Here is a 25,714-nt window from a genome sequence, read left to right as displayed (position 1 = left end):
AAGGCCGCTGGTCACTATGTCAGCCAGGTACGACGTTCTGTACGCCGCTCAGGCCTCCATCAACGCACTGAACCAGGCGACCTACGGGCGCCCGTCCGCCTTCGGGCCGAACAGGAGAACGAACCGCCGCGCCTGCGGCAAGGACAGCGGGAGCAGCAAATGGACGAGATGTCCCACTAGCCACGAAGTGTGCACGCCCGTGCCGCGCAGCCGGCCCTCCCTTACCGCCGTACGGTCCGGTGTCCCTCTGCTCCCCGGCTATCGCCAGCTCGAAACTTGCTTGGTAGGCGAGGACGCCGGCCGGGGCTAGGTGGTCAAATCCCGTCGGGGCCCGGGCCTAACATGTACGGCGCAACCCAAAATGTTGTAACGGGTGTTCCCCGGCTGAGCCGGGAGCCGGGCACTTCCCCACCCCTCGCATACCAGGCGTCCGCCCGACCCCTTGGAGGTGATCGACATGCCACCCAGGCGCTAAGTCCCGCGCACCGTGCGCGGGCGGCCGGAAGGCGGTCGTCCCATGGCCCGTACCGACGTTCACCGACCCGAGCGAGTGCAGCAGCTGGATCCGCACTTGCGTCACTGGCTCACCGACATCCACCGACACGGCTCCGGCCCCTGCGACCTCGACAAGTTCCTCGCCTCCCCCGCCTGGAACCGCACTCGCTGCTACCGGCAGCCCTCGGCTCAAGCCCCGAACCTGTGCGGCTGTCAGCTCTGCACCTTCCAGTCGCACCGCAAACTCGCCCACCGACAGGAGCGCGTCGCCTGGCGCTCGATCCGCCGGCAGCTCCTCGCCGAGCACCGCGGCGACGAGCGCGACCTCGACGTGCCCCCGATCCGCGGAAAGGCCTGGTAGCAGCAGCCGCAGCAGGTACCTGGTCTTCAACAACGGCTCGGACCATCTGACCGACATGGTCGACGAGTGGAGCCTCGTCGCCGACTCCGACCGAGGCGCCGCCACGAAGGCACTGAGTGTTTGAGGTTCCGGTGGTGGAGGTCGAGCTCGGTTTCATCCTCGCCGATGGACCACCACCGGAACCTCGCCAACGATCGCTCAGGCTGGCGCGGGTGAGCGCGCCGAACTTGATGCAAGGCTCAGCAGTCGTCCTGCTCCCACGTGCCGTCTTCCCGCACCCATGGCTCCTTGTTCTGGTTCAGGGCAGGCACGTCGTAGGTGTAGGTCACTCGGGCCAGATCGCCTGAGATCTGCGCCTCGAAGGTCTTGATCGACATCGCCTTGCCGTACATCTGCTTGGCGGCCGTCAGCATCCCGGTGAACTCGCTGAGGGTCACGCGCTCCTTGCACCTAGCCGAGAACAGCTCGTACCCGACCGTAGGCTTCGCGTCGAGGAAGGCATCCGAGTACGCCACCACCGCCTGACGAAGCTCCGCCTCCTCGCTGGCGGCCTGAACGGTCGGGCTGGCCGCCGCATCCGACGCCGTGCTAAGGCGTGTTTCATAACCAGGTGGCTTCGGTCGTGGAAACGGGGCCCAGATAGGCGTCTCTTCTGGGCCCAGGGCGGAGTGTTTCTCCATGATCAATGTGCGGGAGTTTGGGTCCCGTCCTGGAGGCGTCGGCGGGTGAGCGCAAGGATGTCGATCAATTAGCCGGGGTCGCCGATGATGTCGTGGCCGCGGAGAAGGGCATCGACCTCGTAGTAGCCGTTCGGGCCGATGCTGCGCCGCTGGCGACATCCACGGAGCCCTCGACCGGGCTCTTCGAAGACGTCCTCGCCTTCGAGGAGTCGTTCGGCGCTGCACGGCGAGCGCAAGGAGGACGCCGCGCTGCCGGTGAGCTGGCGGCGATGGACTCCTGTGATTCAGCGCGCGCGGCGGTAGTGCATGGCCACCGCGCCGTTGCGGAGCGGCTCCGCTGAGAGCAGCTCGAGCTGGCGCGTGCCGGGCAGCCCGCCCTGGTGCAGCGTCGGGCCGTGGCCGGCGATCCTGGGATGGACGAGCATCTTGTACTCGTCGATCAGGTCCAGCCGGTCGAGCTCGGTCGCGAGCTTGCCGCTTCCGAGGAGGACCCCGGCCGGGGTCGCGTTCTTGAGCTTCTGCACGCCCTCGCGCAGATCACCGGCGATGTGGTGGCTGTTGGCCCACGGGAAGTCCTTGCGCGTCGACGACACCACGTACTTGGGTTTGGCCTCCAGCTTGACCGCCCACTCGCGCATGGCCGGCGGCGCCTCCTCGTCGCCGCGGGCGACGGCCGGCCAGTAGCTCTCCATCATCTCGTAGGTGACGCGACCCCACAGCATTGCCCCGCCCTCGTCCATGAGACGGGTGAAGAAGGCGTGCGTCTCGTCGTCGGCGATCCCCTCCTGGTGGTCGACGCAACCGTCCAGGGTGAGGTTGAGGCTGAAGATGAGCGGTCCCATGGCCGGCGAGTCTAACGCCACTACGGCGTCGGCCCAGGCGGGCGTCGCGTCAGCGAGCTCGCGGTACACGCGCCCTGTCTCGTTGAAGTCGTCGGTCTGGACGAGCCTGCGCTCGCTCGCGGGCATCGCCAGCTCGACACCCACGACCAGGGCGGGTCCCAAACTCACGCCCAATGAAACCCGCCGGAAGATGCCGGGACCCAGACTCCCGCCCAGTCGGGACCGCTACTCGCGCTCAGAATTAACCAGGCTCATAGCCACTCGCCGATGACGGCGATGGTGAGGGTTGCTTGGTAGCGGACGGCCAACTTGTCGTACCGGGTGGCCATGCCGCGGGTCAGTGAGCCTTTCCGCGCAACGTGGTGATCACGGTCTGTGACGGTCTTGCGTGTCCTATCACGACACGCAGACGTGGTCGGCTGCAACAGATATGAGTGAAGCTCCCGTATGAAGAAGGTCTCTGCCGAGAGATCAACTTCACAAGGAGCTTCACGTGAGTGCCAGCGACAGACCTGTCAGGACGGAACCTGGGCAAGCCTGAGCACGTATTCGAAGCCGCGCTTCTGCGCGGGCGAATCCACCATTGGCAGGATCAGCGCTGGTATGCCGGCGGAAACCGATCCGCCGTCGCAGGCGGGATGATCACCGACCATCAGGGTCTGGCCCGGTGCGGCATGGAGGGCTTCGAGGGCGGCGCCCCAGATCCGAGGGTCCGGTTTGACGAAGCCGACCTCGTAGGACAGTACGAACGCATCGACATAGCCGTCGAGTCCGTGCCGCGCAAAGCATTTGCGGATGTCCCAGCCGACGTTGCTGACGACGCCGATGCGAACACCGCTATCACGCAATGCGGACAGGGTGGCGACGGTGTCGGCGTACGGCTCGATCGCTTCGGCGCGTGTTTCGTGCAAGACCGATGCCAGCGCCTGGTCCACCCCAGGAATCTGTTCCAGCACGGCGAGGATCGCCCGATCCCAGACTCGCGGATCCAGATCTCGGGCAATGTGGGCCGGATCCGTGGCCGTCTCCCGCAACAGTTCCGCGAAGTCGCCAGCAATACGGTGCGCCTCGCCGGCAGCCAATGTCCGGTCGATCGATGCCGCCGCGTTGCCCACCCAGCGCTCCGAGTCGCTGGCGAACAGAGTCCAGGCGAAGTCGAACAGTACTGTCGTCACGGGCTTGGCGGTCATCGCATCACCCTAGATCAACACGACGAGTTCTGCGGGCCGCGACGCAGTGAGCTATTCCGAGCAAACGCCTCGGTGACGATTCGTGATCATGTGGTTCGTCCGTATTCGATGTGCAGGAGCACGAGCGCCGCGCGGGTGATGTCGCCGATGTCCCACGGGTTGACGCTGACGTTGCGCAGTGCCTTGAAGGTCATCTTGAGCAGGGAGTTTCCGCGTTCACCCGGTCCGCGTTTGCGGCTGTGGTCACGGTTGTGAGCCTTCTGATCCTCGGTGAGCTTGCCGCCCTGTGGCTTCTTGATCGGCACGGTGATCGTGTCGGCTTCGCCTTCGTAACCCAGGTCGCCCAGCGTGGCCAGGTCCTCGCTGACCCAGGCCTGGATGGACGGCAATAGTTCGGTGTGGGCGCGCAGGCAGGTGGTGTCGTGTTCGCGGCCGGGGCGTACGTCGGAGGTCCACAGTGGCCATCCGTCGGGTGCGGTGAGTACTTGCACGTTGCCGCCGTGGTTGTCGTGTTTGCCCGACCACCACAGGTCGACTCCGGGGGTCGGGCCGGGGGTCTGGCAGCGGTCGGTCTCGATCAGCGTGCCGTCGATAATCACGTGCGGGTGGCCGGCCATCTTGGCCGCCAGGAGTGCACCAGCCAGGCTGGGCGCCTGCGCCGCGATCACCTCGATGCCCTCATGCAGGTAGGCGTACGCCGTTGACTTGCCGATGGTGTTGTCGGTGGCCAGTTGCCGCAGCCGTGTGTCGTCGAGGAACCAGCGAAGGATCAGCACCGCCTGGGTGAAGCAGTCCAGCTTGCGGGTTCCGGTGCGGGTGCCCCGGCGGGCCCGCTCGGCGGTCAGAAGGCGGCAGACGAACACCACGGTCTGCAGTCGTACGGGCAGCACGGCTTGGTATGCGACACTGGCACTCACGTGAAGCCTTGTGAAGTTGATCTCTCGGCAGAGACCTTCTTCATACGGGAGCTTCACTCATATCTGTTGCAGCCCACCACGTCGGCGTGTCGTGATAGGACACCCAAGATCGTCACAGACGGTGATCACCACGTTGCACGGAAAGGCTCAGTGCGACGTCACCGGCTGGGACGCGGTCCGGTCGCCTAACTAGATGCTGCACGGGGCTTGCGCTGCTGCCGGCACCTCTTCGCTCGTATCGCTTTCCGCTTTGCTTCTACCGCACCCGAAGCCGCGATTCGTCAACACTGCACCTGCTCCACCATCGATGGGGCAGACAGGACGCACAGAGTCAAGATTCGAGAGAGGCCACGCATACGGCGGATTCTCAAGGCGTTGAGACCTCTGTCTCGACCAATCGAATTGACAGTCGGCGAGCTGGCCGACGCCTGGCATGTCCCCTACTCTTGCCGGCAGATTCCTGTCGGCCCCGTCAAGGCAAGGCGACACACCAATAAAGGGTTGTGCAGATGCGCCGGAACACACACCATCGCTCCACCTCCTCGGAAGAAGCGGATACCATGGACGAGGCCGCCCGCCACTCCGCTATTGCCGAAGAACAAGGCGTCCTCGACGTGGCAACTGCCCGGCGCGACCGCCTGGCGGAGCAACTGCAGGCCGAGCTGGCGGCCGAGGCTCTGAACGAGACAGAACGGGGTCGGCAACGCGTGCTCCGCCGGCAGTTCGAGGAGTTGTCGCGGGCTCAGGACGGCCTCGTCTTCGGCCGGTTGGACGGACTCGACGGCACGGTGCGGCACGTGGGCCGTGTCGGCATCCGCGACGACAACATGGACTCTCTGGTCGTGGACTGGCGCGCTCCGGCCGCCCGGCCGTTCTACACCGCGACCGCCCTCGACCCGCAAGGGCAAAGCCGGCGCCGCCATGTGCGCACGACGGGCAACGTAGTGGTGGATGTAAACGACGAACCGCTGGACGGCTGCACGGCTTCCGAGCTGGTCGGCGAGGGTGCACTCCTGGCCGCTCTGGACGAGCGACGCACTGGCCGCATGTCCAGTGCGATCTCGACGTTGCAGCGCGAGCAGGACGAAATCATCCGCGCCGAGGCGACCGGCCCGTTGATCGTTCAGGGCGGTCCTGGCACCGGCAAGTCCGTCGTCGCGTTGCACCGGGTGGCGTACCTGCTGTTCACCCATCGCCAGATGGCCGACCAGGCCGTCCTGGTGCTCGGCCCATCGCCCCGCTTCCTGGAGTACATATCCCAGGTCCTGCCCGCACTCGGGGAGACCGCCGTCGTGTCGGCGACATGCGACACCCTCGTTCCGGGAATCGCCGTGGGCCGCGCCGAGAGCCGGCGGCTCTCCGAGGTCAAAGGCCGCGCCCTGTGGCAACCCGTGCTCGAGCGCTACACGGGATCGCTGCTGCCCCGCGCCCATGAGATGAAGCTGCGCTGGGAAGGCGAGTTCTACCTGATCAGCGCGGAAGCGGTCGACCGGGCGCTCACCTCGGCGACGCAGGGACGCTCGTACCACCGAGCCCGCGCGGCATTCACCGAACAGCTGCACCACCTGCTGGCCGATGCCGTCGCCGACCAGCGCGCAGCGCTGCTCGAGAAGATGGAGGAAGGCTACGAGGACATCCTCGCCCGATTCGACCGAGGCGCGGACCGCGACCACAACCCCGAACTTACGTCCACCGGCAGCGATGTCGACGGACTGCTCTCTGACGAGGAACTTGAGGAACTGCGCGACCGAATCGCCGCCGACACGAGCATCGCTCGGTTCATCGAGGCATGGTGGCCGACGCGGGACCCCGAAGTCGCGCTGCGGGAACTCCTGACCAGCTCCGCCCGGCTAGGCCGATTCGCTCCGGAGCTCTCTGCGGAGAAAGTCGATCTCGTCGTGGCCGAACCGGCACCGTGGGCCGCGAGCGACATCCCGCTGCTCGATGCGCTAGCAGAACTGCTCGGCGACGCCGACAACCCGCAACCCCAGGGCGAATTCCTCGCGGAGCGCGCCCGCGGACAGCGTGGCTGGGTGTACGGCCACATCGTCGTCGACGAAGCGCAAGAGCTGTCCGAGATGCAGTGGCACATGGTCCTGCGCCGCTGCCCCAGCCGATCCATCACCGCGGTCGGCGACATCGATCAGGTGGAGGCGTCACACCGGCACACCAGCTGGGCCCAGGCGGTGAACGCAACCCTCGGCGAACGATGGACTGCGGCACAGCTCACCATCTGCTACCGCACTCCCCGCGAGGTCATGGACCTCACCGCCGCCGTCCTCGAGAAGGCCGGCAGCCACAACTCTCCCCCACGCGCGGTCCGCTCCTCCGGCATCACCCCATGGACCCTCACTGTCACGCCCGCCGAGCTGCCCACCGCCGCGCGACAGGCCGTGACAGACCTACGGCGCCGGTGGGCGGGCGGAACGGTCGGCGTGATCGCTCCCGCCGGCCGCATCGCCGAGCTACGAGCCGCACTGAGCGACGTGCCCGTGCTCACCGCGACCGAGGCAAAGGGCTTGGAGTGGGATGCCACCCTGCTCGTCGACCCGCGGGGCATCACCGCCGAGCCCCGAGGCTGGAACGGTCTCTACGTCGCCCTCACTCGCTGCACCCACGAACTCGGGCAGCTGGCAATGCGCACGGCGTCGTCCTCACCGTCGTAGGACCGGACCCCGTTTCATCGATCACCTTGTCGGTGATCGGGAGATCGTCTTCCGGCTGACCGAAGCGCCGTAGATCTCGGCGGGTCGCGTGATCTCCTCGGTGGCCGCACCTTTCGTACACGCCGACAGCACGATCTCCTCGCCGGCCAGGTCCACGTGAGCGGACGGCTTCGGTGCCCGCCGCAGGCATTGCGACGAGCAGGGAGTCACGGATGGCGAGCGGCGACCGCGAAGCCAAGAAAAGGCCTCTGCCGACGCCTGGTCCTTCGGCCGGCCCGAAGAACCGAAATGGGGAGGATGTTCCGGCGGGCGGCTTCGTCCACCTGCGCATCCGCTGCCTCGGGCGGTGGTCGCTGGTTGCCCACGTGTCAGCAGCGGTGGCGTGGCTGACGTCGCCCTCCGTCACCGCCGGGAGTGAGACGAGAAAGAGCCATTCACGAGGCGGCCCCCTTCTCGGAGCCCTTGGAATCCAGGAAGAGTCCGAGGGCCTCGACGACTAGGCGGTGGTCGTCGACTTGGGGCAGTCCTGAGACGGTGACGGTGCCGACCGGGCCGGTGCCCCTGAGGATGATCGGGAAGCAGCCGCCGTGCGCGGCGTACCGGGCCGCGTCGAGGTGGGATTGGTCCTCGAAGGTGGTGCCACGGTCGCGGTAGGTCTGACCCACGAGGTAGGAGCTGTGTCCGAACCGGCGGACGACGCGGATCTTGCGTTCGATCCAGTCGTCGTTGTCGGCAGAGGTGCCGTGCAATGCGTAGTGGAAAAGTTGCTGGTCGCCGAGACGGATGTCGACGGTGACAGCGTGGCCGCGCTCTCTGGCCAGCCCGACCAAGCGAGTTCCCAGGTCCCACGCGTCGTCATGGTCAAAGCGGTCGAACTGCAGGCGTTCTTCCTGCTCCCGAAGCTCCGGCGTCACGGCGTACCGTTCCCTTCCTCGATCGTCCAAACGATCTAAGCAGAGGAAGGACCGGCGAGCGGAACGTTCCTCGTGCCGTACGTCCATCAACAGATCGGGGTCATGCCCGCATCCGCCTCTGCCGCGATCCGCAGGTCACGCAGCGTGACTCGGCGTCGTGGGTCGCCCCTCGGAGCTGCCGATGAGCGCGACACCACGCCCGAGCCGTCCAGGGCTCCTTGTGATGAAGGACCGCCCGTCCGGATCAGTTCACGCAGAGGCAGAAAGGGTGACCTGCCGGGTCGAGGAAGACCCGGAAGGACGTACCGGGCTGGTGTGGGTGTTTGGTTGCGCCGAGATCGAGCACTGCCGCTTCGGCGGCATCGAGGTCGTCCACGATCACATCGAGGTGCATCTGCTGGGGCAGCTCCTGGGTTGGCCACACCGGCGGCGTGTATCCATCCACCTGCTGAAAGGAAATGCACTGACCGTACTCCGCGCGGACCTCAGCCCAGTCGGAGGAGACTTCGACCTTCCAATCCAACATCGCGCCGTAGAACCTTGCGAGTGCACCAGGATCGGGACAGTCGATGACGATGCTGGGGAAGCGAGCGACGGCCATGTCGGCCATGGTAGGGCGGTTGCGACGATCTACGTCCTGATGCGTCGGTGACGTGCGGCAGGTGCGGCTCGGCGAGACGTCCGCTCGCCGGGATGTTCTTGTCGTTGGGCGACTTGATGAACGCCGGCCGACGGAGTTCGTACGCCTCGCTGATGGGGACCAGGATGAGCTCCCGGCGCGTACTTCGAATGTGGGAGCTGGACGGTGCGGAGGCCGCGTCGGTGGGCGGCGTCGCGCAAGCTCTGAGCCGAGACTGTCAGGCGCGGCGGCAGGACAAGTGTCACGACCGATGATCCTGCCCAGTACACCGACACCGTTACAGCGGTTGTCAGGCGTTCCGGTGCGCTGAGGTGACGGGGCGCGGGTGGCCTTCGCCGACGGTTCGAACCACGGCTAGGGGTTGCAGTCGCACAACCTGCGCTGTCCAGCAGTCCGACGGTTGGGTCGCGATCTCTGCCCCGCAGTTGCACACCAAGTTGGGGCCGTCGCACCCGTCTAGACCGCAGCAGCCGTTCCGGCGCCTGAGGTCGGGATGTAGGCGACGCACAACCAGGTCGTCCGGGCTGATCAAGACGGTATTTCGAGGTCCCGCGGAGACGAGGATCCGCTCGTTGCTGGGGCTCAGATTGGGGCTGCTCATGATCGACATGGGCATACGAAGGCTCCTGGGGCGGTCCGCCGGGTCCGCCATTCAGTCCCCTGGCGAGGCGAGAAGGCGGAGGAAGTGCGTCACGGTGTCCGCCATCGCGGCTCTGCCGAGGGACAGGTACGCACGGGGATCGGTGACGGCGCCGTCGCCGGCGAGGTGGGCGCGGACCGCGGAGGTGAACGCGACGTTCAGCGCCGTACCGATGTTGATCTTAACGATGCCACCTGCCGTCGCCCGCACGAGTTCCTCGTCCGACACGCCCGACGAGCCGTGCAGCACCAGTGGCACGCCAACGGCGTCCCGCAGCTTGGCGATCAGCACGTGGTCGAGGGTCGCCGTCCGGGTGGTCATGGCGTGGCTGCTGCCGACCGCCACGGCGAGGGCGTCCACCCGCGTCGCCGCCACGTACGCCGCCGCCTGGTCCGGATCCGTGCGGGCCCCCGGCGCGTGGGCGTCCAGCGGCGCTTCGCCGTCCTTGCCGCCGATCCGGCCCAGCTCCGCCTCGATCCAGAGGCCCCGCTCGTGGGCCCAGTCCGCGGCCCGCCGGGTCGCCTCGACGTTGGCCGCGTAGGGCAGCCCGGCCGCGTCGTACATCACGGAACTCACTCCGGCGTCCGCGGCCTGGCGCAGCAGGTCCTCGTCGCGTACGTGGTCGAGGTGCAGCGAGACGTCAACGGCGGCGGCCCGGGCCACCTCGGCGGCCGCCCGGGCGATCGGGAGGACGCGCCCGCCGCGGTACCTCACCGCGTTCTCGCTGATCTGCAGGATGGCCGGGACGGCGATCCGCTCGGCGGCGTCGACGATGGCCTCGGCGTGTTCGAGGGTGATGACGTTGAAGGCGGCGGCCGCGTGGCCGCGGCCCATGGCCCGCCTGACGAGGTCGGCAGTGGATGACAGGGGCATCGAGGGACTCCGGTCGTCAGACGGTGTGCGGTCTCGGCGTGCGGGACTCGACCGGTCGGGAGGCGAGCCGGTGGTAGGTGTCGGCGTCGAAATGACCCGCGCGGGGGGCACGCACCGTGGCGGCGGACAGCGCCACAGCCTCCGCCAGCCGACGCGGCCACGGAGTCCCGGTGTGAATGCCGGCTGCGATCGCGGCAACAACCGAGTCGCCGGCTCCGGTCGGGTTGCCGGCCAGCGGTTCGGGCGGTCCGGCACGGAAGGTGCCGTCGGGCGTGACCGCGAGCAGACCCTCCGGGCCCAGGGACGCCACCACCACCTGCGCCCCGGCCGCGCGCAGCGCCTCGGCGGCAGCGAGCGGGTCGGGCAGGCCGGTGGCCTCGACGAGTTCGGTGACGTTCGGCTTGACCACGTTCGGGCCCGCCGCGACCCCGGCGCGCAGCGGCGCTCCGGCCGCGTCCAGGACCACCGGCACCCCGGCCCGGGCGGCGGCGCCGATCAGTTGGGCGTACGCCGTTGTGGGCAGCCCGGGCGGAAGGCTTCCGGAGAGGACGAGCACCGACGCGTCGGGGAGCAGCAGGTGCACCTGCTCGCGGAGGGCGTGCCACTCGTCGTCGGACACCGCAGGACCGGGCTCGTTGAAGACGGTGGCGTCTCCGCTGCCGACATCGACGACGGCGAACGTCCGGCGGTTCTCCCCCGCGATGCCGACCAACCGGTGGGCGATGCCGTGGCTGTCGAGGTCGGCGGCGATGGCGGCGCCGGCGGGGCCGCCGCGGAACGCCACGGCGACGGTGGGCAGCCCCAGCGTGTGCAGGACGCGGGCAACGTTGATCCCCTTGCCGCCGGCCTGGGCGCCGACGTCGCTGACCCGGTGACTGCTGTGCGGCACCAACGACGCGACGGTGTGCGTGATGTCGAGGGCGGGATTGAGCGTGACTGTGACGATCATGTCGCGCCCCGGTCCATGGCGAGTGCCTGAAGCCGAGCGGCACGCCGCTTCGCAGCCACCGGGCGACGGCGGCGGACGCCCCGTCCCGCAGCGCGGCCTCGATGAGCCGGTAGACCCCGCTGCCGATCGTTGCGGGAACGCCGCTCGATGACGCCTCGCGGGCGCGGCCGCGCGGTGGCCCGCTTCCTCATTCGTCGACTGTGGCGAATGTCTGAGCGGACAGGCCGAGCCGGAACAGTTCGGCGGCGTTTCGCCAGGCGACGCGTTCGGCCAGTTCGGGCGGCAGGTCAGCGGCGAGCACCGCCCCATAGGCGGCGGCCGGATCGATCAGGGTGGCGTCGGTGCCGAAGAGCAGCCGCCGCGGGTCCACGGCCGCCGCCACCGCGGCGAAGCGACCTGCCTCGGTGTGCGAGAAACAGGGCTCCAGCCAGAGCCGGTCCACCCCGTTGGCCGCCTCGATGGCGTGGCGCCACCCGTTCGCGCCCATGTGCCCGGCGATGGCCCGCGCCCCGGGGATGTCCGCGACCGCCTGGGCCAGGTCGAGCGGCGTCGTGTCCCAGGTGTGCACGAGGGCGGGCAGGTCGTGCGCGGCGGCCAGTTCGAGGGCGGCCCGGGTCTGCGCGGAGTTCGCCGGTGAGCCGGTGTAGTCGGTGTGGATCTTCACGCCGACGAACCGGCCGGTGGGCAGCAGATCGCGCAGGTCCCGCTCGGCGTCGTCCAACCGGCGCGGGTTGATTGTCAGGTAACCGAGCAGTCGGTCGCTGCTCTCCAGCACGCGGGCCATCGCCCGGTTGCCGGCGACCACGTCGTAGATCACCGCCTCGGTGGCGGAGACCACGGCCAGGTCGATGCCGTACCGGTCCATCACCGCGAGGTTGGTCGCGACCGCGCCGACCTCCATGCTGAAGAACCACGGTCCCCAGTGGGCGTGAACGTCGATGATCATTTGGTCGGCCCCAGGATCCGGCGGGCGTTTCCTCCGGCTACCGCGGCGACTCCGGATGGGCCGATCCCGGCCCGGGCCAGCCGCAGCCGCGGGACGACGGGCTCGTAGAACGGGGTACGGGAACCGTAGACCAGACGCTCGACGCCGACGTGCGCGGCGACGGTCTCCAGCGCGTCCGGCGAGTTGAGCAGCCGGGTGGAGGTGTGGAAGCCCGGCTCGTCGCGGGCCACTACCACGAAGTCGCCCAGGTGGTAGAAGTGCGTGTCGAGGAAGACAACTGTCGCGCCGCGCAGCGGTCGCCAAAACCGGCGGACATCCCCGCCGGTGAGCACGACCAGGTCGGCCTCGGCGGCCCGGCGGGCGACGTGCCGCACGGATGGGAAGTCCGCCTCGACGCGCTGCTCGTCGGGGAACAGCCGCACGGCCCGGAAGCCGCGCTCGGCAAGCCGGACGACCTCCCGTTCGGCGCCGAGCGGGTCCCGCAGGTCCAGCCCGCCGACCGGCAGCACGCCGGGGCCTGCGAGGGCGGCCACCTCGTCGTTGCCGCTCGGCACGTCGAACAGGGCGGCGCGGAGGCTCGCGACGGCCGCCCGCTCGATGCCGTTGGCGGCCAGCGCCCCGGCGACCGCCGCGGGCTCGCCGTTGGGCCCGGGCCGGTCGGCGTACCGGCCGACGAGCACGTCGATGTCGAGGGTGACCGGCGGCAGGTCGGCGGCCACGAACGGGTTGCCGCTCACCGGCGCCCGGCCACGCGCAGAACCCGGTCCCGGTCGCCGTCGGGTAGCGCCGGGGCATGCGGGTCGCTGGCATGGCCCGTCGGGATCCGCCCTTCCTCGGCGGCGATCCAGAGCATGCGCTGCACGTACCCCTCCATCGGTGCGGTGAAGGTGACCTCGGCCAGCCGGTCGAGGTCGGCAGAGGCGGTGACGAACTCGTCGTAGCGCTTGTCGACGTAAGCCTGCAGCACCAGGGCGGTGATCGGGACCGCGGCGGCGGCCAGGCCGACCAGAGCCGCCTCGGCGCCCCACATCAGCGACGGGCCGAACATCCGGTCCTCGCCGGTGACCGCCAGCCGGTCGGCGCGGTGGGCGGCGGCCAGGGCGGCCTGGCAGGCCAGGGCGTCGTGCAGCCGGGCCACCTTCACCCCGGCGACACCGGGGTGCCGCAGCAGCGCGGCGAGCGCGGGCTCGGCGTACGGCCGTAGGTAGAGGTCGAAGGCGAGCATCGGCAGGCCAGCGGCGCGCCAGAGCGCGTCGTGGTGGGCGACCGGGTCGTCCACCGGGAAGACCAGCAGGCCCGCCGCGCCGAGGGTGGCCGCCCGCACCGCCTGTGCGGCCACGTCGTCGGGGCGCTCCCCCGGCCGGCCGCCGACGCCGACGATCACCGGCGCCCCGGTGTCGACGGCGCGACTGATGACCAGGTCGCGGGTCGACTCGTCGTGGTACGGGCCGCGCCCGGTGTGCGCGAGCACCGCGAGCGCCTCCGCCCCGTCGGTGACGAGCCCGCGCAGGTAGCGGTCGAGCACGGCCGGGTCGACGGCGCCGGTCGCGTCCACCGGGGTGGCGGTCGCGGCGATCAGCCGCCAGCGCAGCCGGTCGCGCAGGGCGGCGGCGGCCGGCGCGATCACGAGGTCACCGCAGTGCGGACGGCCTGGGCGATCTCGTCGACGTGCGCATCGGTGTACCGCTCGTTCCAGTCGATGACCAGCAGCGTCTGCTCGATCATCCGCTCGGCGACCGGAAACGCCCTGGGTCCGTACGCCGGCAGCCGGTCGGCCGGTGGCACGGTGAGCGGGAAGCGGGAGGCGCCGTAGACGGGGGCCTCGGTCAGCGCCGGGGCGCAGTGCAGCGGCTGTTGCAGGTAGCCGGCTCGGGCGGGTATCCCGGCGTCGGCGAGTTTCCCGGCCACGTCGTGGTTGGTCAGCGGCGGGTCCAGCACGATCGGGAACAGCCACCAGGCGTGCGCATCCACGTCCGTCGGCAGGTGCACGCCGGGCAGGTCGGCCAGCGCGTCGACCAGCCGCCGGGCGGTGCGCCGCCGGTCGGCGAGCACCCCGGGCAGCTTTGCCAGCTGGGCCCGGGCGACGGCGCCGGCGAGTTCGGTCATCCGGTAGTTCAGGCCGAGTCCGACGTGCCGGCGGGCCTCGTCGCGCGGCCAGCCTTTGTCGGCGAAGAGCCGCATCCGGCGGGCCAGCACCGGGTCGTCGGTGATGGCCAGGCCGCCGTCGCCGCAGGTGATGTGCTTCCACTGTTGGAGGCTGAAGCAACCGATCGCGCCGGCCGTGCCGGCGAGGGTGCCGTCGGGGTAGCGGGTGAGCCACGCCTGCGCGCAGTCCTCGATCAGCGGCACGCCGGCGGCATCGGCGACCACGCGCAGGTCGGCGGCGGCGCCGAACAGGTGCACGGCGAGGATCGCCCGGGTGCGCGGCCCGATCGCGGCGGCGACCGCCGCCGGGTCAAGGTTGCCGGTGTACGGGTCGACGTCGGCGAACACCGGCACCGCGTTCTGGGCGAGAATGGGCGCGACGGTGCCGAAGTCGCTGATCGGAGAGGTGATGACCTCGTCGCCCGGATCGGGCGCGACGGCGGCGACGGCCAGGTGCAGGGCCGCGGTGCCGGAACTGGCGGCCACAGCGTGCGACACTCCATGGCGGTCGGCCATCTCGCGTTCCAGGGCACGGACCTCCGTACCCCAGACCGAGCTGAGCATGCCTGACTGGAGCACCCGGCTGACCGCGGCCAACTCCTCCGCGCCGATCGTCCGGCCGCTGGCGTCGGCCATGCTGGGAAACGACACGTACCCTCCCGGGCTACAGTAATACCGGGCCTGACCGTAATCTTGGACTGCGAACAATGCAACCCTGACAGGAGGCCGCGGTGACCATTGAGATCGGGGTCGTCGGTCCGCACGACCTGGTCGACGACGTGGCCGCGACCTGCGAGGAGCAGCCCGGCGTCACCGCCCGGCGGCTGCACTACGACCACGAGTCGCAGGCTCCGGCGATCGTGGAGGCGCACGCCGGCCAGGTCGAGGCGTGGCTGTTCACCGGCGTCGTGCCGTACACCCTCGCCCGGGAGGCCAGCCTGCTGCACCGGCCGGCGGTCTTCGTCGACTACACGGGCGCGACCCTGCTCCAGGCCGCCGTGCGGCTGCTGCGCGACGGCCGCGACGTCACCCGCATGTCGATCGACACCGTCACGGGCGCCGACGTCGCCGGCACCTTTGGCGAGGCCGACCTGCCGGTGGACCGGGTCCGGTCGCTGCCCTACCGCAGCGGCCTGAGCTCCGACCACGTGGTCGCCTTCCACCGCCGGCAGCGCAAGGCCGGCGCGGACGTCGCCGTCACCTGCATCAGCTCAGTCTACGAGGTGCTGCGCCACGAGATGCCGGCGTTCCGCCTCGCCCCGTCGAACCACTCGGTACGCGCCGCGCTGCGCCAGCTCCTGCTGCACGTCGGCAGCCAGGCCCAGGAGGACGCCCAGATCGCGCTCGGGCTGGCCAACCTGTCCGACGGCGAGGACGGGCTGCTCAAGGAGGTGGCCGGGCTCGGCGGCACCGTCGCGCGCTTTGCCCCCGACACGTACCTCATCGTCACCACCCGCGGGCCGCTGCAGGACGCCACCGGCGGTTTCACGGCGCTGCCGATGCTGCGCCGCCTAGCCGACCGGCACGAGACCGTGCAGATCGGGTTCGGGCTGGGGCGCAGCGCCGCCGAGGCGGAGAACCTGGCGCGGCGCGCGCTGAGCCGGGCCCGCCGGGTCGGCCCCACCACGGCAGTGCTGTCGCTGCGCGGCGAGACCGACATCGTGCTGGAGTCGACCACGCCCGCCCCGCCGGCGGAGGTGAACCTGGCGGTCATCGCCCAACGGGTCGGCCTGTCCGTGCCCACCCTGCTGCGGCTGCGCGAGGTGCGCACGACGGTCGGCGACGAGCCGCTGACCAGCCGGGAGGTCGCCGAGCAGCTCAGGGTGCAGCAACGCACCGCCCGGCGCATGCTGCACCGCCTGGAGCTGGCCGGCCTGGCCGAGCGGACCGGCAACCTCGCCTCCGGCACCAGCGGCCGCCCGCTGACCCTCTACCGCCTGACGCTCTGACCGTCCGCCCGCCCCTGTCCCGGGCGGGAGGCCCCGAGGTCGGCGGCGGGGGCGGTGTCCCGCGCCGCCGACCTCTCGACCGCGTCGGGCGCGGTCAGGACAGCCAGGTGTCGAGGTGCTCGGCGACGAAGTCGTCGTCGCGCAGGTGCGGGTACGCCCGGTGCACCCGGTCCAGCTCGGCCATCTGCCCCGGCGACAGCTCCTCGTCCGGGTCCAGGCACCAGCGGCCGGCCAGCAGGCCCTGCCGGCGCAGCACCTCGTGGATGCCGGGGATGCAGCCGTGGTAGCCGTTGGCGGAGTCGAAGATGGCCGCGTTGGCGTCGGTCAGGTGGCCGTCGAGGGTGAGCAGCCGGCGCAGCGCGGCGTCGTCGCCGGAGCGGGCCCGGCGGGCCTCGTCGAGCAGGGTCACCGCGGTGCCCGCCCAGACCGCCCACTGGCCGAGCAGCCCGCCGACGAACTCGACCTCCACGGCCCGACCGTCCACGATGACCCGGTGCGGCGCCACGAGGTCGGCGAGGATGTGGTCGTCGTTGCCGGTGTAGAGGGCGAGGTTGCCGTTGCGGCCGGCCGCGCACACGCCGTTCAGCACGTCGAGCGTGCGGTAGCGGTCGAAGGGCGCCACCTTGATCCCGACCACCGACTCGAGGGCGGCCAGCCGGGCCCAGAAGTCGCGGGACAGCGCCCGCCCGCCGACGGCCGGTTGCAGGTAGAAGCCGATCACTGGCAGCACCTCGCCGACCGCGCGGGCCCGCTCGACGAGGGCGTCCTCGTCCAGCGGCGCGTACGGCGACAGCAGCACCATGTCGTAGCCGAGTGAGGCGGCCAGTTCCGCCTCTGCGACCGCCTGGGCGGTGTCCCCGCAGGCGCCAGCGACCAGGATGGCGTCCGAGCCGGCCGCGGTCTCGGCGGCCAACTCCAGCACTGGGGCGAGCAGCCCGACCTTCGGGTCGTGGATGGCAAACTGGGTGGTGTGCACGCCGACGGCGATGCCCCCCGCGCCGGAGGCCAGGTAGTAGCGGGTCAGCGCCCGCTGCCGGCACTCGTCGAGCTTGCGGTCGGCGTCCAGGGCGAGCGGGTGCGCGGGGATGGCGCAGCCGCGCTGGAACCGGGCCAGGGCCGAGGTCTGTCGGGTGCTCGATGCGGTCAACACGGTCTCTCCTAGAAGTTGCCGTCGCGGCGCTGGAATCCGGTCGGCTTGCCGAGCAGGGGCTGGCCGTTGGCGACCCAGTCCGCCGTCAGGTCGATCAGCTCGGCAACCGGCACGTCGGGGTAGCCGAAAAGCCGGTGGCAGAGCTGGGCGTTGGACAGCAGCGCGGTCGGCGCCTCGGTGCCGGTGAAGACCGGCTCACGGCCCAGCCGGGCGGCGAGCGCAGTGGCGACCTGACGGACCGAGATCAGCTCCGGCCCGGTCAGGTTCAACACGAACGGCGGTGTCCGCGTGTGGTGCAGGGCGCGCAGGGTGACCTCGTTGGCGTAGCCCTGCCAGACGATGTTGGCGTGGCCCATGGTGAGGTCCACGGGCTCGCCCGCGTGCAGGGTGCGGGCGATGTCGACGAGGACGCCGTAGCGCATCTCGACGGCGTAGTTGAGCCGGATCAGGGCCAGCGGGGTGTCGTCGCGCAGCGCGAAGTGGGTGAGGATGCGCTCGCGGCCCAGGCAGGACATGGCGTACTCGCCGACCGGCTGGACCGGGATCTGCTCGACGCAGCCGCCGGAGGTCACCGGGACCAGCGGGTAGACATTGCCGGTGCTCAGCGCCACCAGGCGGGACCCGGCGAAGCGCTGGGCGATGCGCCCGGGCAGGTAGGTGTTGGTGGCCCAGGTGGCGTGCTCCCGGCCGGAGGTGCCGAACTTCGCCCCGACCAGGAAGACCACGTTGGCCGCGTCGGGCAGCGCGGCCAGCGCGGCGTCGTCGGTGGCGTCCGCCTCGACCACCACGGCGCCCTCGTTGCGCAGCGCGTCGGCCAGTCCCGCCTCCGAGAAGCGGGACACGGCGATGACCCGGGCACCGGTGCCCGCCGCCGCCACGCCCCGCAGCGCCAGCCGGACGAGGCTCGGCCCCAGCTTGCCGCCCGCCCCGAGGATCAGGATGTCCCCGTCGAGCTTGCGCAGATCGTCCACCAGGACGTCCCGCGGGCGCGAGAGCCGCTCCTCCAGGTCCGCCACCGTACGCATGCCACCACGCCCCTTCGGAAGTAACGGTCATGACCGTAACTTCCGGCTGGGGGGGCGTCAAGGCACCCGACGCATGGATCGGGTCCGCGATTGTCAGGCCACGGCGCGCGCCGAGGTGAGAACGTCCAGGACGGCGCGGGTCTGCGCCCACGGCACCGGGCTCGGCGCGCCCCGGACCATGCCCACAAACGCGTCGATGGTGGCCCGGTAGCCCAGCTCGTCGGCCCCGCCGCGCAGCACCACCCGGCGCTCCCCCGCGGCGGTGTGCACGGTGACCTCGTACGCCTCGCCCTCGCTGACCCCGAGCACCTCCACCGTGCCGGGCACCCCGTCGTCCCACTGCACGGCCAGCAGCCCGGTGTCCTCCGAGTGCAGGCCCCGGTGCCGGCGCACGGTGCCGGCGGCCCCCACCAGCCGCACCGCCGGCCCGAGCAGCGCGACCAGCAGCTCCACGCCGTGCAGGCCCATCATGACCAGGGTGCCCCCGCCGACCGCCGGGTCGTCCTGCCACGGGTTGTAGCCGGTGGCCCAGAGCCCGACGTCGTGGCGGACCGTGGCGCGCACCGACAGCACCTCATCGCGCGGCACGTCGAACGCGACGAACTCCGGCGCGAAGCGCAGCACCGAGGAGGAGAGCACCAGCTCCGGGGCCCGCGCCACGACCCGTTCCAACCGGTCGAGCTGCCCGACGGTCGCGGCGGCCGGCTTGTTGACGAAGCACGGCAGCTTGCGCTCCAGCACCTGTGCCAGCGCCTCCGGCACTTCCGAGGTGGGAACCGTGAGGACCACGCCGTCCGGGTCGGTCGCCAGCAGCGCGGCCAGGTCCGGCGCGACCGCCGCGTCCGGCTGCTCGGCCCGGAACCGCGCCAGCCGCTGCGGGTCGGGCTCCCACACCACCAGCTCCGCGTCGTCGCGCAGGGTCCGGGCGTCGGTGTAGGGGTGACTGGTGGCCAGTCCGGCGAGGGCGATGCGCATGAGCGCAGAGGCTACTCATCCGGGCTGCCGCCGCGCCAGGGCAGGTCAGCCCCGCTCAGCCTGTGCGATCGAGGTGCTCCAGTCGTACCTCATGGCGCAGCGGCTCCCCGCGCAGGAACCGGTCGATCTCGGCGATGACGATGTCGCCGGCCCGCCGCCGCGACCCGACCGTCCCGGCCGCCTCGTGCGGGGTCAGCAGCACGTTCGGCAGCCGCCGGAACGGATGGTCCACCGGCAGCGGCTCGGCGTCGAACACGTCCAGCGCGGCGTCGATCCGCCCGGAGCGCAGCACGGCCAGCAGCGCGGCCTCGTCGACCAGCGCCGAGCGGGCGGTGTTGACCAGCAGCACGCCGTCGGGCATCCGGGCCAGCTCGCGCGCGCCGATCATCCCCACGGTCTCCGGCAGCACCGGCGCGTGCAGGGACACCACGAGGCTGCGGGCGAGCAGGTCGTCGAGCGCGACCCGCTCGACCCCGAGCGTCGCGGCCTCGGCGTCGGACAGGTACGGGTCGGCCACCAGCACCCGCGCCCCGAGCGCCCGCACCAGGTCGAGGTACGCCCGGCCGGTGCGGGACGCGCCGATCACCCCGACCGCCGCCCCGCGCAGCTCCCGCCGGGGCGGCGCGGCCTTCGCGGTCGCCCAGTCCACCCCGGTCCGCAGTGCATGGTCGAAGCGGTGCAGCCCGTGCAGCAGGGCGAGGGTCAGCGCGAGCGCCTGCTCCCCCACCGCGTACGCCATCGCCTCGCCGGCCTGGGTGACGCGGACGCCCCGGGCGAAGCTGGCGGGGGTGATGAACGGTTTCACGCTGGCCCCGGTGTGCGCGAGCAGCCGCAGCCGGGGCGCGGCGGCGAGCACCGCCGCCGACAGCGGCGCGCAGCCCCAGCCGGTGACGACGACGTCGGCGTCGCCCAGCAGCCGGGCCACGACGCTCTCGTCGCCGACGTCGGCGCCGTCGGCCGGCAGCCGCATCTCCCCCAGCCGGCGCAGCGCCGCCCACGCGTCGGCGTCGAAGAACAGCTCGCGGACCTCCGGCGACGCCGCCACCGCGATGACGCTCACCCCTTGATCCCTGACGTGCTGACGCCCTCCTGGAAGTAGCGCTGCCCGATGAGGTACGCCATGAAGATCGGGACGAACGCAACGACCGACCCGGCGAGCAGCATGTTCAGCGGCACGTTCTCCTGTTGCAGCGAGGCGATGCCGGTGGTGAGGGTCCGCATGTCGAGGCTCTGTCCGACGATGAGCGGCCACAGGAAGTCGTTCCAGTGCCAGAGGAAGACGAAGACGCCCAGCGTGGCCAGGATCGGTTTGATCAGCGGCAGCACGATCGCGACGTAGACCCGCCACTCGGAGCAGCCGTCGAGCCGGGCGGCCTCGAACAGCGAGTCGGGCAGCGACGCGATGAACTGTCGCATGAGGAAGACCGCCTGGGCGTTGGCCAGGGTCGGCACGATCATGCCCCAGTAGGTGTCCACGCCGTTCAGCTCGGAGATGATGATGAACGTCGGGATCATCGTGACGTGGTACGGCACCATCAGCATCGCGAGGAACGACCAGAACATCGTCTCCTTGCCGGGGAACCGCTTCTTGGCGAAGGCGTAGCCGGCCATGGAGGCGAACAGCAGCACGCCGACCACCGACACCACTGAGTAGACGAGCGTGTTCGCCATCCAGCGCAGCACGCTCTTGGCGCCGATTACCTGGTCGTACGCCTCGGTGGAGAACGGCCAGGGCAGCAGGCTGTCCGGGAAGGTCACCGGCCCGGTCGGCTTGAACGACAGCACGACCATCGCGTAGAAGGGAAAGAGGGTGACCACCGCTCCGACCAGCAGCAGCACGGTGCGTGCCACCAGCCAGCCGCGGCTGGCCCGACCGACGTGGTAGGGGCGGCGGGTCCGGCGCGGCCGGGTCGCTGGGGATGCGGGGGCGGTGGGCGGCCGCAGAACGTCGGTCATTCTTCCCTCCCGAGGGTCAGCCGCTGGATCAGCGCCACGACCATCGTCATCACGAACAGGGCGACGCCGACGGCGCTGGCGTAGCCCAGGTCGAAGTACTTGAAGCCCTGGTCGTAGAGCAGGTAGACCAGGCTGTAGCTGGATCGGACCGGACCGCCGCCGGTCATCACGTAGATCATGTCGAAGACCTGGAACGACACCGTGGTCTCGATGATGGCCACGAAGAACAGGGCGGGTCGCAGCAGGGGCAGCGTCACGTACCGGAACCGCTGCCAGGCCGACGCGCCGTCGGTCAGCGCGGCCTCCTCCAGCTCCGCCGGGATGTCCTGCAAGCGGGCGAGCAGGATCAGCATCCCGTAGCCGAAGCGGGACCAGACCGAGACCAGGACCAGCGCCGGGATCACCAGGGCGCTGTCCGCGAGCCAGGAGCCGTCGGGCAGGCCGAGCGCGCCCATCGCCCGCGACCACGGTCCGCCCTCCGAGAACACCCAGGTGAAGACCACGCCGGCGAGGACCAGGCTGGTCACCACCGGAAGGAAGAAGATGGACCGGAAGACCTTGGTGCCGCGGAAGGCGCGGCGGGTCAGCAGCGCCATGCCGAGCGACGCCAGCATGGACAACGGTACGGAGAGCGCAGTGAAGGTGACGGTCACCCACAGCGCGGACCAGAAGGTCGGATCGTCGACGAGGCGGCCGAAGTTCTCCAGCCCGACGAGACTGGTCTCGCCGCCGACGCTGTAGTCGGTGAACCCGAGGACCACCCCGGCGATCGCCGGGCCGAACCGGAATATGGCGAACAGCAGCAGGAACGGCAGGACGAACAGCAGCGCCGTCCCGGCCTCGCGGGCCGACGGTCGGCGTACGCGCCGGTTACGGCGCGCCGGGAGTGCAACCATCTGACAACCTTTCTGTGCGGCTCGCGGTGAGGGCCCACCGCGAGCCGCGTCAGCGCTAACCGAGCAGCGGGTCGGCGGCCTTGGCCGCGTCGTCGAGCGCCTGCTCGACCGGCTTCTTGCCCAGCAGGGCGGCCTGGATCTCCGGGGCGAGCACGCCCTGGACGTCCCGTGCCTTCTCGTTGAGCGGACCCACGGTCGAGCTGCTGACCTGCTTCTCCTGCTCACCGAGGACCGGGTCGGCGGCGTAGAGGGCGCCGGTGGACTTCTTGGGAGAGAAGAAGCTGGAGGCCAGGTCATACTTCTTGGTGTTCTCGGCGTTGGTGGCGAAGGCGATCCACTTGCCGGCGGCGTCCTTGTTCTTGGCGTTCTTGAGCATGGAGAGCGAGCCGACCGTGCCGTAGCCGATCTGCTTGGTTTCGGTGAAATGCGGGATGACCTTGACGTTGTCCTTGCCCCAGAACTTCTCGAGCTGCGTCACCGGCAGGTGGTAGACGCAGGCGACCTTGTTCTGCGCGATCCGGGTCTGCTCGGCCGGCGGGGCGGTGGTGAGCAGGCTCTTGTCGACGTAGCCGCCGTCGACGAGCTGCTTGACGAACTTCAGCGCCTTCTTGCCGGCGTCGCTGTTGAAGGCGACCGACTTGCCGTCGGGGCTGAACACGTCGCCGCCGGCCTGCCAGAGCAGCGGGTAGAAGGTCTGGTTCAAGGTTTCCTTGACGTCACCGGCGTACGCGGTAACGTCGTAGCCCTTGGCCTTGAACTTGGGGGCCATGGCGAGCAGGTCGTTCCAGCTGGTCGGGTAGGTCTCCTGGCCGACCGCCTCGAAGACCTTCTTGTTGCACAGCGGGGTGGCGGCGCTGGTCAGGATCGGGGCGCCCATCATCCTGCCGTCGATGGTCACCGACCGCACCACGTTCTCGAGGTAGTCGCTCTTTGCCGCGTCGTCGAGGTACTTGTCGACGGGCTCGATGTTGCGGGCGTACTTGGGCAGCTGGTCGGGGATCAGGTAGACGACGTCCGGGCCCTTGTTGCCGGCGATCGCGGTCGCCAGAGCCTGGTCCCGGTTGGCCCACGGGAAGATCTCGGTCTTGACCTCGATGTCGGGGTTGGCCGCCTGGAACGCCTTGGCGGTCTCGTCCCAGTAGGCCCGGTGCGTGGCCTCGTCCAAAATTACCGGGTATATCCACATCGTAACGGTCTTCTTGCCGGAGTCGCCGGAGCCGGACCCACCACAGCCGGTGGCCGCGAGCGCGGCAACGAGCGCCATCGCGACGGCCCACAGGCTCTTACGAACACGCATCTCGCATCCTTCTTCCAGGGGTGCTTGGTTCGCAGTACATTAACTTACGGTCCGGGCCGATACTAGGGTTAGCAAGATCCCGAGGTCGCATCGTTACTGCTCGCCCGGTCAGTCACCAGACTGATCCATATCCGTAACAGCGAGGGGTTCAGATGACCGTCTCCCTGGCCGTGGTCGGCGCAGGCAACCGCGGCAGCACCTCCGCCGGTTACGCGCAGCGGCACCCGCAGCGGGCCCGGGTCGTCGCGGTCGCCGAGCCCCGCCCCGGACACCGCACCAGCGGGCTGCCCGTACTCGGCCGTCCGCTTCTACCGTGACTGCCTCGCCGACCCCGAGCGTCAGGCCTGGCCGCTGTCGGTGGTGACCCGCGACCTCACCGACGACGGGGTGCACGCCGCGCTCCGCGACGGCCCGTACGGGCGGTGCGTCTACGCCGGCGGCGACGACGTGGCGACCACCAGACGGTTACGGTCACCTTCGCCGGCGGCGCGACCGCCACACTGACCATGAGCGCCTTCACCCCCCGGCGGGCACCGGCGGACCAGGATCATGGGCAGCCACGGCTACCTGGACGGCGACGGCGAGCAGGTCACGGTCACCGACTTCGTCACCGGCCGCACCGTCACCACCGACACCCGGGCCGGCGGAGCCGACGCGGGCTCCGGCCACGGCGGCGGTGACATGGCGCTGATGGCCGCCTTCGTCGACGCGGTGGCCACCGGCGACCGGTCGTCGGTGCGCTCGGGCCCGCGCGTGTCGCTGGACAGCCACCGGATGGCGTTCGCGGCCGAACGCAGCCGCCTCGCCGGCGGCATCCCGCTCGCGCTCGACCGCATCCCGGCCACCAGGCCCAGCGACCGACCGTAGCCTTGCCACGGTCGGTGTCGGGATTCTCGGACCAGGGATCGGGGTACCAGTCAACGCCCGGCGTCGTTGCCGAACCGGGCGAATTGGCGGCGCCTGCGGATCACGTGACCCGCAGGCGGTAGACCTTCGGGCCGTCGCCGAGGAAGACCCGGCCGTCGGGGTGCACGGCCAGGGACTGCGCCGGCTGCCGCAGCACGGTCATCGCGGCCAGATCCGCCCGCCAGACCAGCAGCAGCGTGTCCGCGACCAGGACGTAGAACGCGTCGGTGCCGGCGTGGTACGCCAGCCGCCCGCCCCTGGCCGGCAGCGTGACCGGGCGGCTCACCCTCCGCGAGACGACGTCGAACGCGAACAGTTCGCCGCCCGCCAGACCCCACCCTCCGCCGTCCGCCTCGGTCACCAGGACGTCGACCTGCTGCGCGCCCGGTACCGGCACGGTCTCGAACACCTTCACGCCCGCGACCGGGTCGAACCCGAACAGCACCCCCTCGCGCTGAGTCGGGGCAGGTACGCCGTAGCCGCCGTGGATCGACGTGCCCCCGACGACCAGGCCGCCGGCGTACCCGAGCGCAACGATCGGGGTGGCGTACCTGGGCAGCAACATCGACAACGGGCTCGGCACCACGCCCCGGGACACCGAGGCGCGGGCTGGCCGGCTTCGATCTCGCCACAAGGGCGAAGACCTGGGAGATGGTCCCCCGTACCGGGTGCGAAGCAGATCGTGGACCTGGTCGCCACCGGCGACCCGATCTACGGGCTCACCGACACCGGAGTACTCTCCGCCTTCGATCCCAGGACCCGGACCGCGGTCGCGACCACCACCGTGGCCGCCGGCCAGGGCACGCTCGTCGCCGTCGGCGACGGGATCGACGGCACCACCGGCGAAGGACATCTGGAAGCTCGATCCGGCGTCGATGACGGTCACCCCATTCGTCACCGGGCTCAACGCCCAGTGGTACGCCGGCTCGGCCCTGCTCACCGCTGCCCCCGACGACTCGGCGCTCTACGCGCTGCGCGGGCGCGACCTGGTCCGGATCGAGCTGTGACCGACGGGTCCGCGACTGACGGGCGTGCGAAGCTCGATGGGTGATCGTTCTGCGCGAACGCGGTCCCGTCCGGAGCCGCCCGGCCTGATCCGGGGCGACGCGCCCGGTGGGGCCGGTGTCCCCTTCTGGTCACCGGCCCCACCGGCGTACGGACACGAACGTCCACCCCCCAGGCGACCGCCGGGCACAGGATCGCGCTGCGGGTATGTCTCGCACACTGTGTACGACCTCACGTCAGTGCTCAAGATGATCGAGTGGCGGTGAGGGCTGCCCCCGCCGACCCCGCGCGACGCGA

General features: G+C 70.5%; 26 protein-coding genes. 6 read left to right on the top strand and 20 right to left on the bottom strand.

Annotation, left to right across the window (positions count from 1 at the left end):
• The first annotated feature begins 571 nt into the window (after positions 1-571).
• Positions 572-856 (top strand): hypothetical protein, encoded by a 285-nt coding sequence (locus tag ACFYPD_RS16275; protein WP_387113571.1) that lies wholly within the window; start codon positions 572-574, stop codon positions 854-856.
• Positions 857-1,095: 239 nt separating this feature from the next.
• Here ACFYPD_RS16275 and ACFYPD_RS16270 read toward each other — a convergent pair whose 3' ends face one another.
• The 4 genes from ACFYPD_RS16270 to ACFYPD_RS16255 form a co-directional block, all read right to left on the bottom strand.
• Positions 1,096-1,536 carry a hypothetical protein gene (locus ACFYPD_RS16270; protein ID WP_387113569.1) on the bottom strand — a complete coding sequence of 147 codons (441 nt, stop codon included), beginning with the start codon at positions 1,534-1,536 and terminating at the stop codon, positions 1,096-1,098.
• 284 nt (positions 1,537-1,820) lie between these two features.
• Positions 1,821-2,378, bottom strand: coding sequence for a dihydrofolate reductase family protein (locus ACFYPD_RS16265; protein ID WP_387114363.1), 558 nt, complete (start codon positions 2,376-2,378; stop codon positions 1,821-1,823).
• A 515-nt stretch (positions 2,379-2,893) separates the two neighbouring features.
• Positions 2,894-3,568 (bottom strand): HAD family hydrolase, encoded by a 675-nt coding sequence (locus ACFYPD_RS16260; RefSeq protein ID WP_387113567.1) that lies wholly within the window; start codon positions 3,566-3,568, stop codon positions 2,894-2,896.
• A gap of 86 nt (positions 3,569-3,654) precedes the next feature.
• Positions 3,655-4,458 (bottom strand): transposase family protein, encoded by an 804-nt coding sequence (locus tag ACFYPD_RS16255; RefSeq protein WP_387114361.1) that lies wholly within the window; start codon positions 4,456-4,458, stop codon positions 3,655-3,657.
• Positions 4,459-5,045: 587 nt separating this feature from the next.
• Between ACFYPD_RS16255 and ACFYPD_RS16250 the strand changes: the two genes are divergently transcribed.
• Positions 5,046-7,151, top strand: a complete 2,106-nt coding sequence (locus ACFYPD_RS16250; protein WP_387113565.1) for a HelD family protein — start codon at positions 5,046-5,048, stop codon at positions 7,149-7,151.
• A gap of 434 nt (positions 7,152-7,585) precedes the next feature.
• Here the strand turns inward: ACFYPD_RS16250 and ACFYPD_RS16245 are convergent, their stop codons facing one another.
• From ACFYPD_RS16245 to ACFYPD_RS16210, 8 genes are all read right to left on the bottom strand, one after another.
• Positions 7,586-8,065 (bottom strand): heme-degrading domain-containing protein, encoded by a 480-nt coding sequence (locus ACFYPD_RS16245; RefSeq protein WP_387113563.1) that lies wholly within the window; start codon positions 8,063-8,065, stop codon positions 7,586-7,588.
• A 244-nt stretch (positions 8,066-8,309) separates the two neighbouring features.
• On the bottom strand, positions 8,310-8,666 hold the full coding sequence (locus ACFYPD_RS16240) for a VOC family protein (protein WP_387113561.1): 357 nt from the start codon (positions 8,664-8,666) through the stop codon (positions 8,310-8,312).
• 691 nt (positions 8,667-9,357) lie between these two features.
• Entirely contained in the window at positions 9,358-10,218 is an 861-nt protein-coding gene (locus ACFYPD_RS16235; RefSeq protein WP_387113559.1) for a class II fructose-bisphosphate aldolase, read from the bottom strand.
• A 16-nt stretch (positions 10,219-10,234) separates the two neighbouring features.
• Entirely contained in the window at positions 10,235-11,167 is a 933-nt protein-coding gene (locus tag ACFYPD_RS16230) for a 1-phosphofructokinase family hexose kinase (protein ID WP_387113557.1), read from the bottom strand.
• A gap of 187 nt (positions 11,168-11,354) precedes the next feature.
• Positions 11,355-12,113 (bottom strand): amidohydrolase family protein, encoded by a 759-nt coding sequence (locus tag ACFYPD_RS16225; protein WP_387113555.1) that lies wholly within the window; start codon positions 12,111-12,113, stop codon positions 11,355-11,357.
• On the bottom strand, positions 12,110-12,850 hold the full coding sequence (locus tag ACFYPD_RS16220; protein WP_387113553.1) for an amidohydrolase family protein: 741 nt from the start codon (positions 12,848-12,850) through the stop codon (positions 12,110-12,112). The genes ACFYPD_RS16225 and ACFYPD_RS16220 overlap by 4 nt, the downstream gene beginning before the upstream one ends.
• The gene (locus ACFYPD_RS16215) at positions 12,847-13,740 is read right to left on the bottom strand and encodes a dihydrodipicolinate synthase family protein (RefSeq protein WP_387113551.1); all 894 of its coding nucleotides are present in this window, start codon (positions 13,738-13,740) and stop codon (positions 12,847-12,849) included. Before ACFYPD_RS16215 ends, ACFYPD_RS16220 begins: the two co-directional genes overlap by 4 nt.
• Positions 13,737-14,909 (bottom strand): DegT/DnrJ/EryC1/StrS family aminotransferase, encoded by a 1,173-nt coding sequence (locus tag ACFYPD_RS16210; RefSeq protein WP_387113549.1) that lies wholly within the window; start codon positions 14,907-14,909, stop codon positions 13,737-13,739. The genes ACFYPD_RS16215 and ACFYPD_RS16210 overlap by 4 nt, the downstream gene beginning before the upstream one ends.
• A gap of 80 nt (positions 14,910-14,989) precedes the next feature.
• Here ACFYPD_RS16210 and ACFYPD_RS16205 point away from each other — a divergent pair, with 80 nt between their 5' ends.
• Positions 14,990-16,207: a hypothetical protein gene (locus tag ACFYPD_RS16205; RefSeq protein WP_387113547.1), complete on the top strand. Its 1,218-nt coding sequence runs from the start codon at positions 14,990-14,992 to the stop codon at positions 16,205-16,207.
• Positions 16,208-16,301: 94 nt separating this feature from the next.
• Here ACFYPD_RS16205 and ACFYPD_RS16200 read toward each other — a convergent pair whose 3' ends face one another.
• The 7 genes from ACFYPD_RS16200 to ACFYPD_RS16170 form a co-directional block, all read right to left on the bottom strand.
• Positions 16,302-17,357 carry a dihydrodipicolinate synthase family protein gene (locus ACFYPD_RS16200; RefSeq protein ID WP_387113545.1) on the bottom strand — a complete coding sequence of 352 codons (1,056 nt, stop codon included), beginning with the start codon at positions 17,355-17,357 and terminating at the stop codon, positions 16,302-16,304.
• Positions 17,358-17,365: 8 nt separating this feature from the next.
• A complete protein-coding gene (locus tag ACFYPD_RS16195; RefSeq protein ID WP_387113543.1) occupies positions 17,366-18,382 on the bottom strand; it encodes an NAD-dependent epimerase/dehydratase family protein in 1,017 nt (338 codons plus the stop codon).
• Positions 18,383-18,475: 93 nt separating this feature from the next.
• Positions 18,476-19,357 carry a Gfo/Idh/MocA family protein gene (locus ACFYPD_RS16190; RefSeq protein ID WP_387113542.1) on the bottom strand — a complete coding sequence of 294 codons (882 nt, stop codon included), beginning with the start codon at positions 19,355-19,357 and terminating at the stop codon, positions 18,476-18,478.
• Positions 19,358-19,412: 55 nt separating this feature from the next.
• On the bottom strand, positions 19,413-20,417 hold the full coding sequence (locus tag ACFYPD_RS16185) for a hydroxyacid dehydrogenase (protein WP_387113540.1): 1,005 nt from the start codon (positions 20,415-20,417) through the stop codon (positions 19,413-19,415).
• Positions 20,414-21,313 (bottom strand): carbohydrate ABC transporter permease, encoded by a 900-nt coding sequence (locus ACFYPD_RS16180; protein ID WP_387113538.1) that lies wholly within the window; start codon positions 21,311-21,313, stop codon positions 20,414-20,416. Before ACFYPD_RS16180 ends, ACFYPD_RS16185 begins: the two co-directional genes overlap by 4 nt.
• On the bottom strand, positions 21,310-22,209 hold the full coding sequence (locus ACFYPD_RS16175; protein ID WP_387113537.1) for a carbohydrate ABC transporter permease: 900 nt from the start codon (positions 22,207-22,209) through the stop codon (positions 21,310-21,312). The genes ACFYPD_RS16180 and ACFYPD_RS16175 overlap by 4 nt, the downstream gene beginning before the upstream one ends.
• 55 nt (positions 22,210-22,264) lie before the next feature.
• A complete protein-coding gene (locus tag ACFYPD_RS16170) occupies positions 22,265-23,506 on the bottom strand; it encodes an ABC transporter substrate-binding protein (protein WP_387113535.1) in 1,242 nt (413 codons plus the stop codon).
• Between the two features lie 152 nt (positions 23,507-23,658).
• On the opposite strand from ACFYPD_RS16170, the gene ACFYPD_RS16165 reads away from it, so the two are divergent.
• Both ACFYPD_RS16165 and ACFYPD_RS16160 read left to right on the top strand, forming a co-directional pair.
• Complete coding sequence (locus tag ACFYPD_RS16165) at positions 23,659-23,823, top strand: hypothetical protein (RefSeq protein ID WP_387113533.1); 165 nt, start codon at positions 23,659-23,661, stop codon at positions 23,821-23,823.
• Positions 23,824-24,055: 232 nt separating this feature from the next.
• Complete coding sequence (locus ACFYPD_RS16160; protein ID WP_387113532.1) at positions 24,056-24,373, top strand: hypothetical protein; 318 nt, start codon at positions 24,056-24,058, stop codon at positions 24,371-24,373.
• 100 nt (positions 24,374-24,473) lie between these two features.
• Here ACFYPD_RS16160 and ACFYPD_RS16155 read toward each other — a convergent pair whose 3' ends face one another.
• Complete coding sequence (locus ACFYPD_RS16155; protein ID WP_387113530.1) at positions 24,474-24,977, bottom strand: hypothetical protein; 504 nt, start codon at positions 24,975-24,977, stop codon at positions 24,474-24,476.
• A 310-nt stretch (positions 24,978-25,287) separates the two neighbouring features.
• Between ACFYPD_RS16155 and ACFYPD_RS16150 the strand changes: the two genes are divergently transcribed.
• The gene (locus ACFYPD_RS16150) at positions 25,288-25,419 is read left to right on the top strand and encodes a hypothetical protein (RefSeq protein ID WP_387113528.1); all 132 of its coding nucleotides are present in this window, start codon (positions 25,288-25,290) and stop codon (positions 25,417-25,419) included.
• Positions 25,420-25,714: the final 295 nt, after the last annotated feature.

The organism is Micromonospora sp. NPDC005299 (genome assembly GCF_042872345.1).
Taxonomy (GTDB): Bacteria; Actinomycetota; Actinomycetes; order Mycobacteriales; family Micromonosporaceae; genus Micromonospora.
The sequence above is the reverse complement of the archived record's forward strand: the minus strand, read 5'-3'. Positions and strand labels throughout refer to the sequence as shown.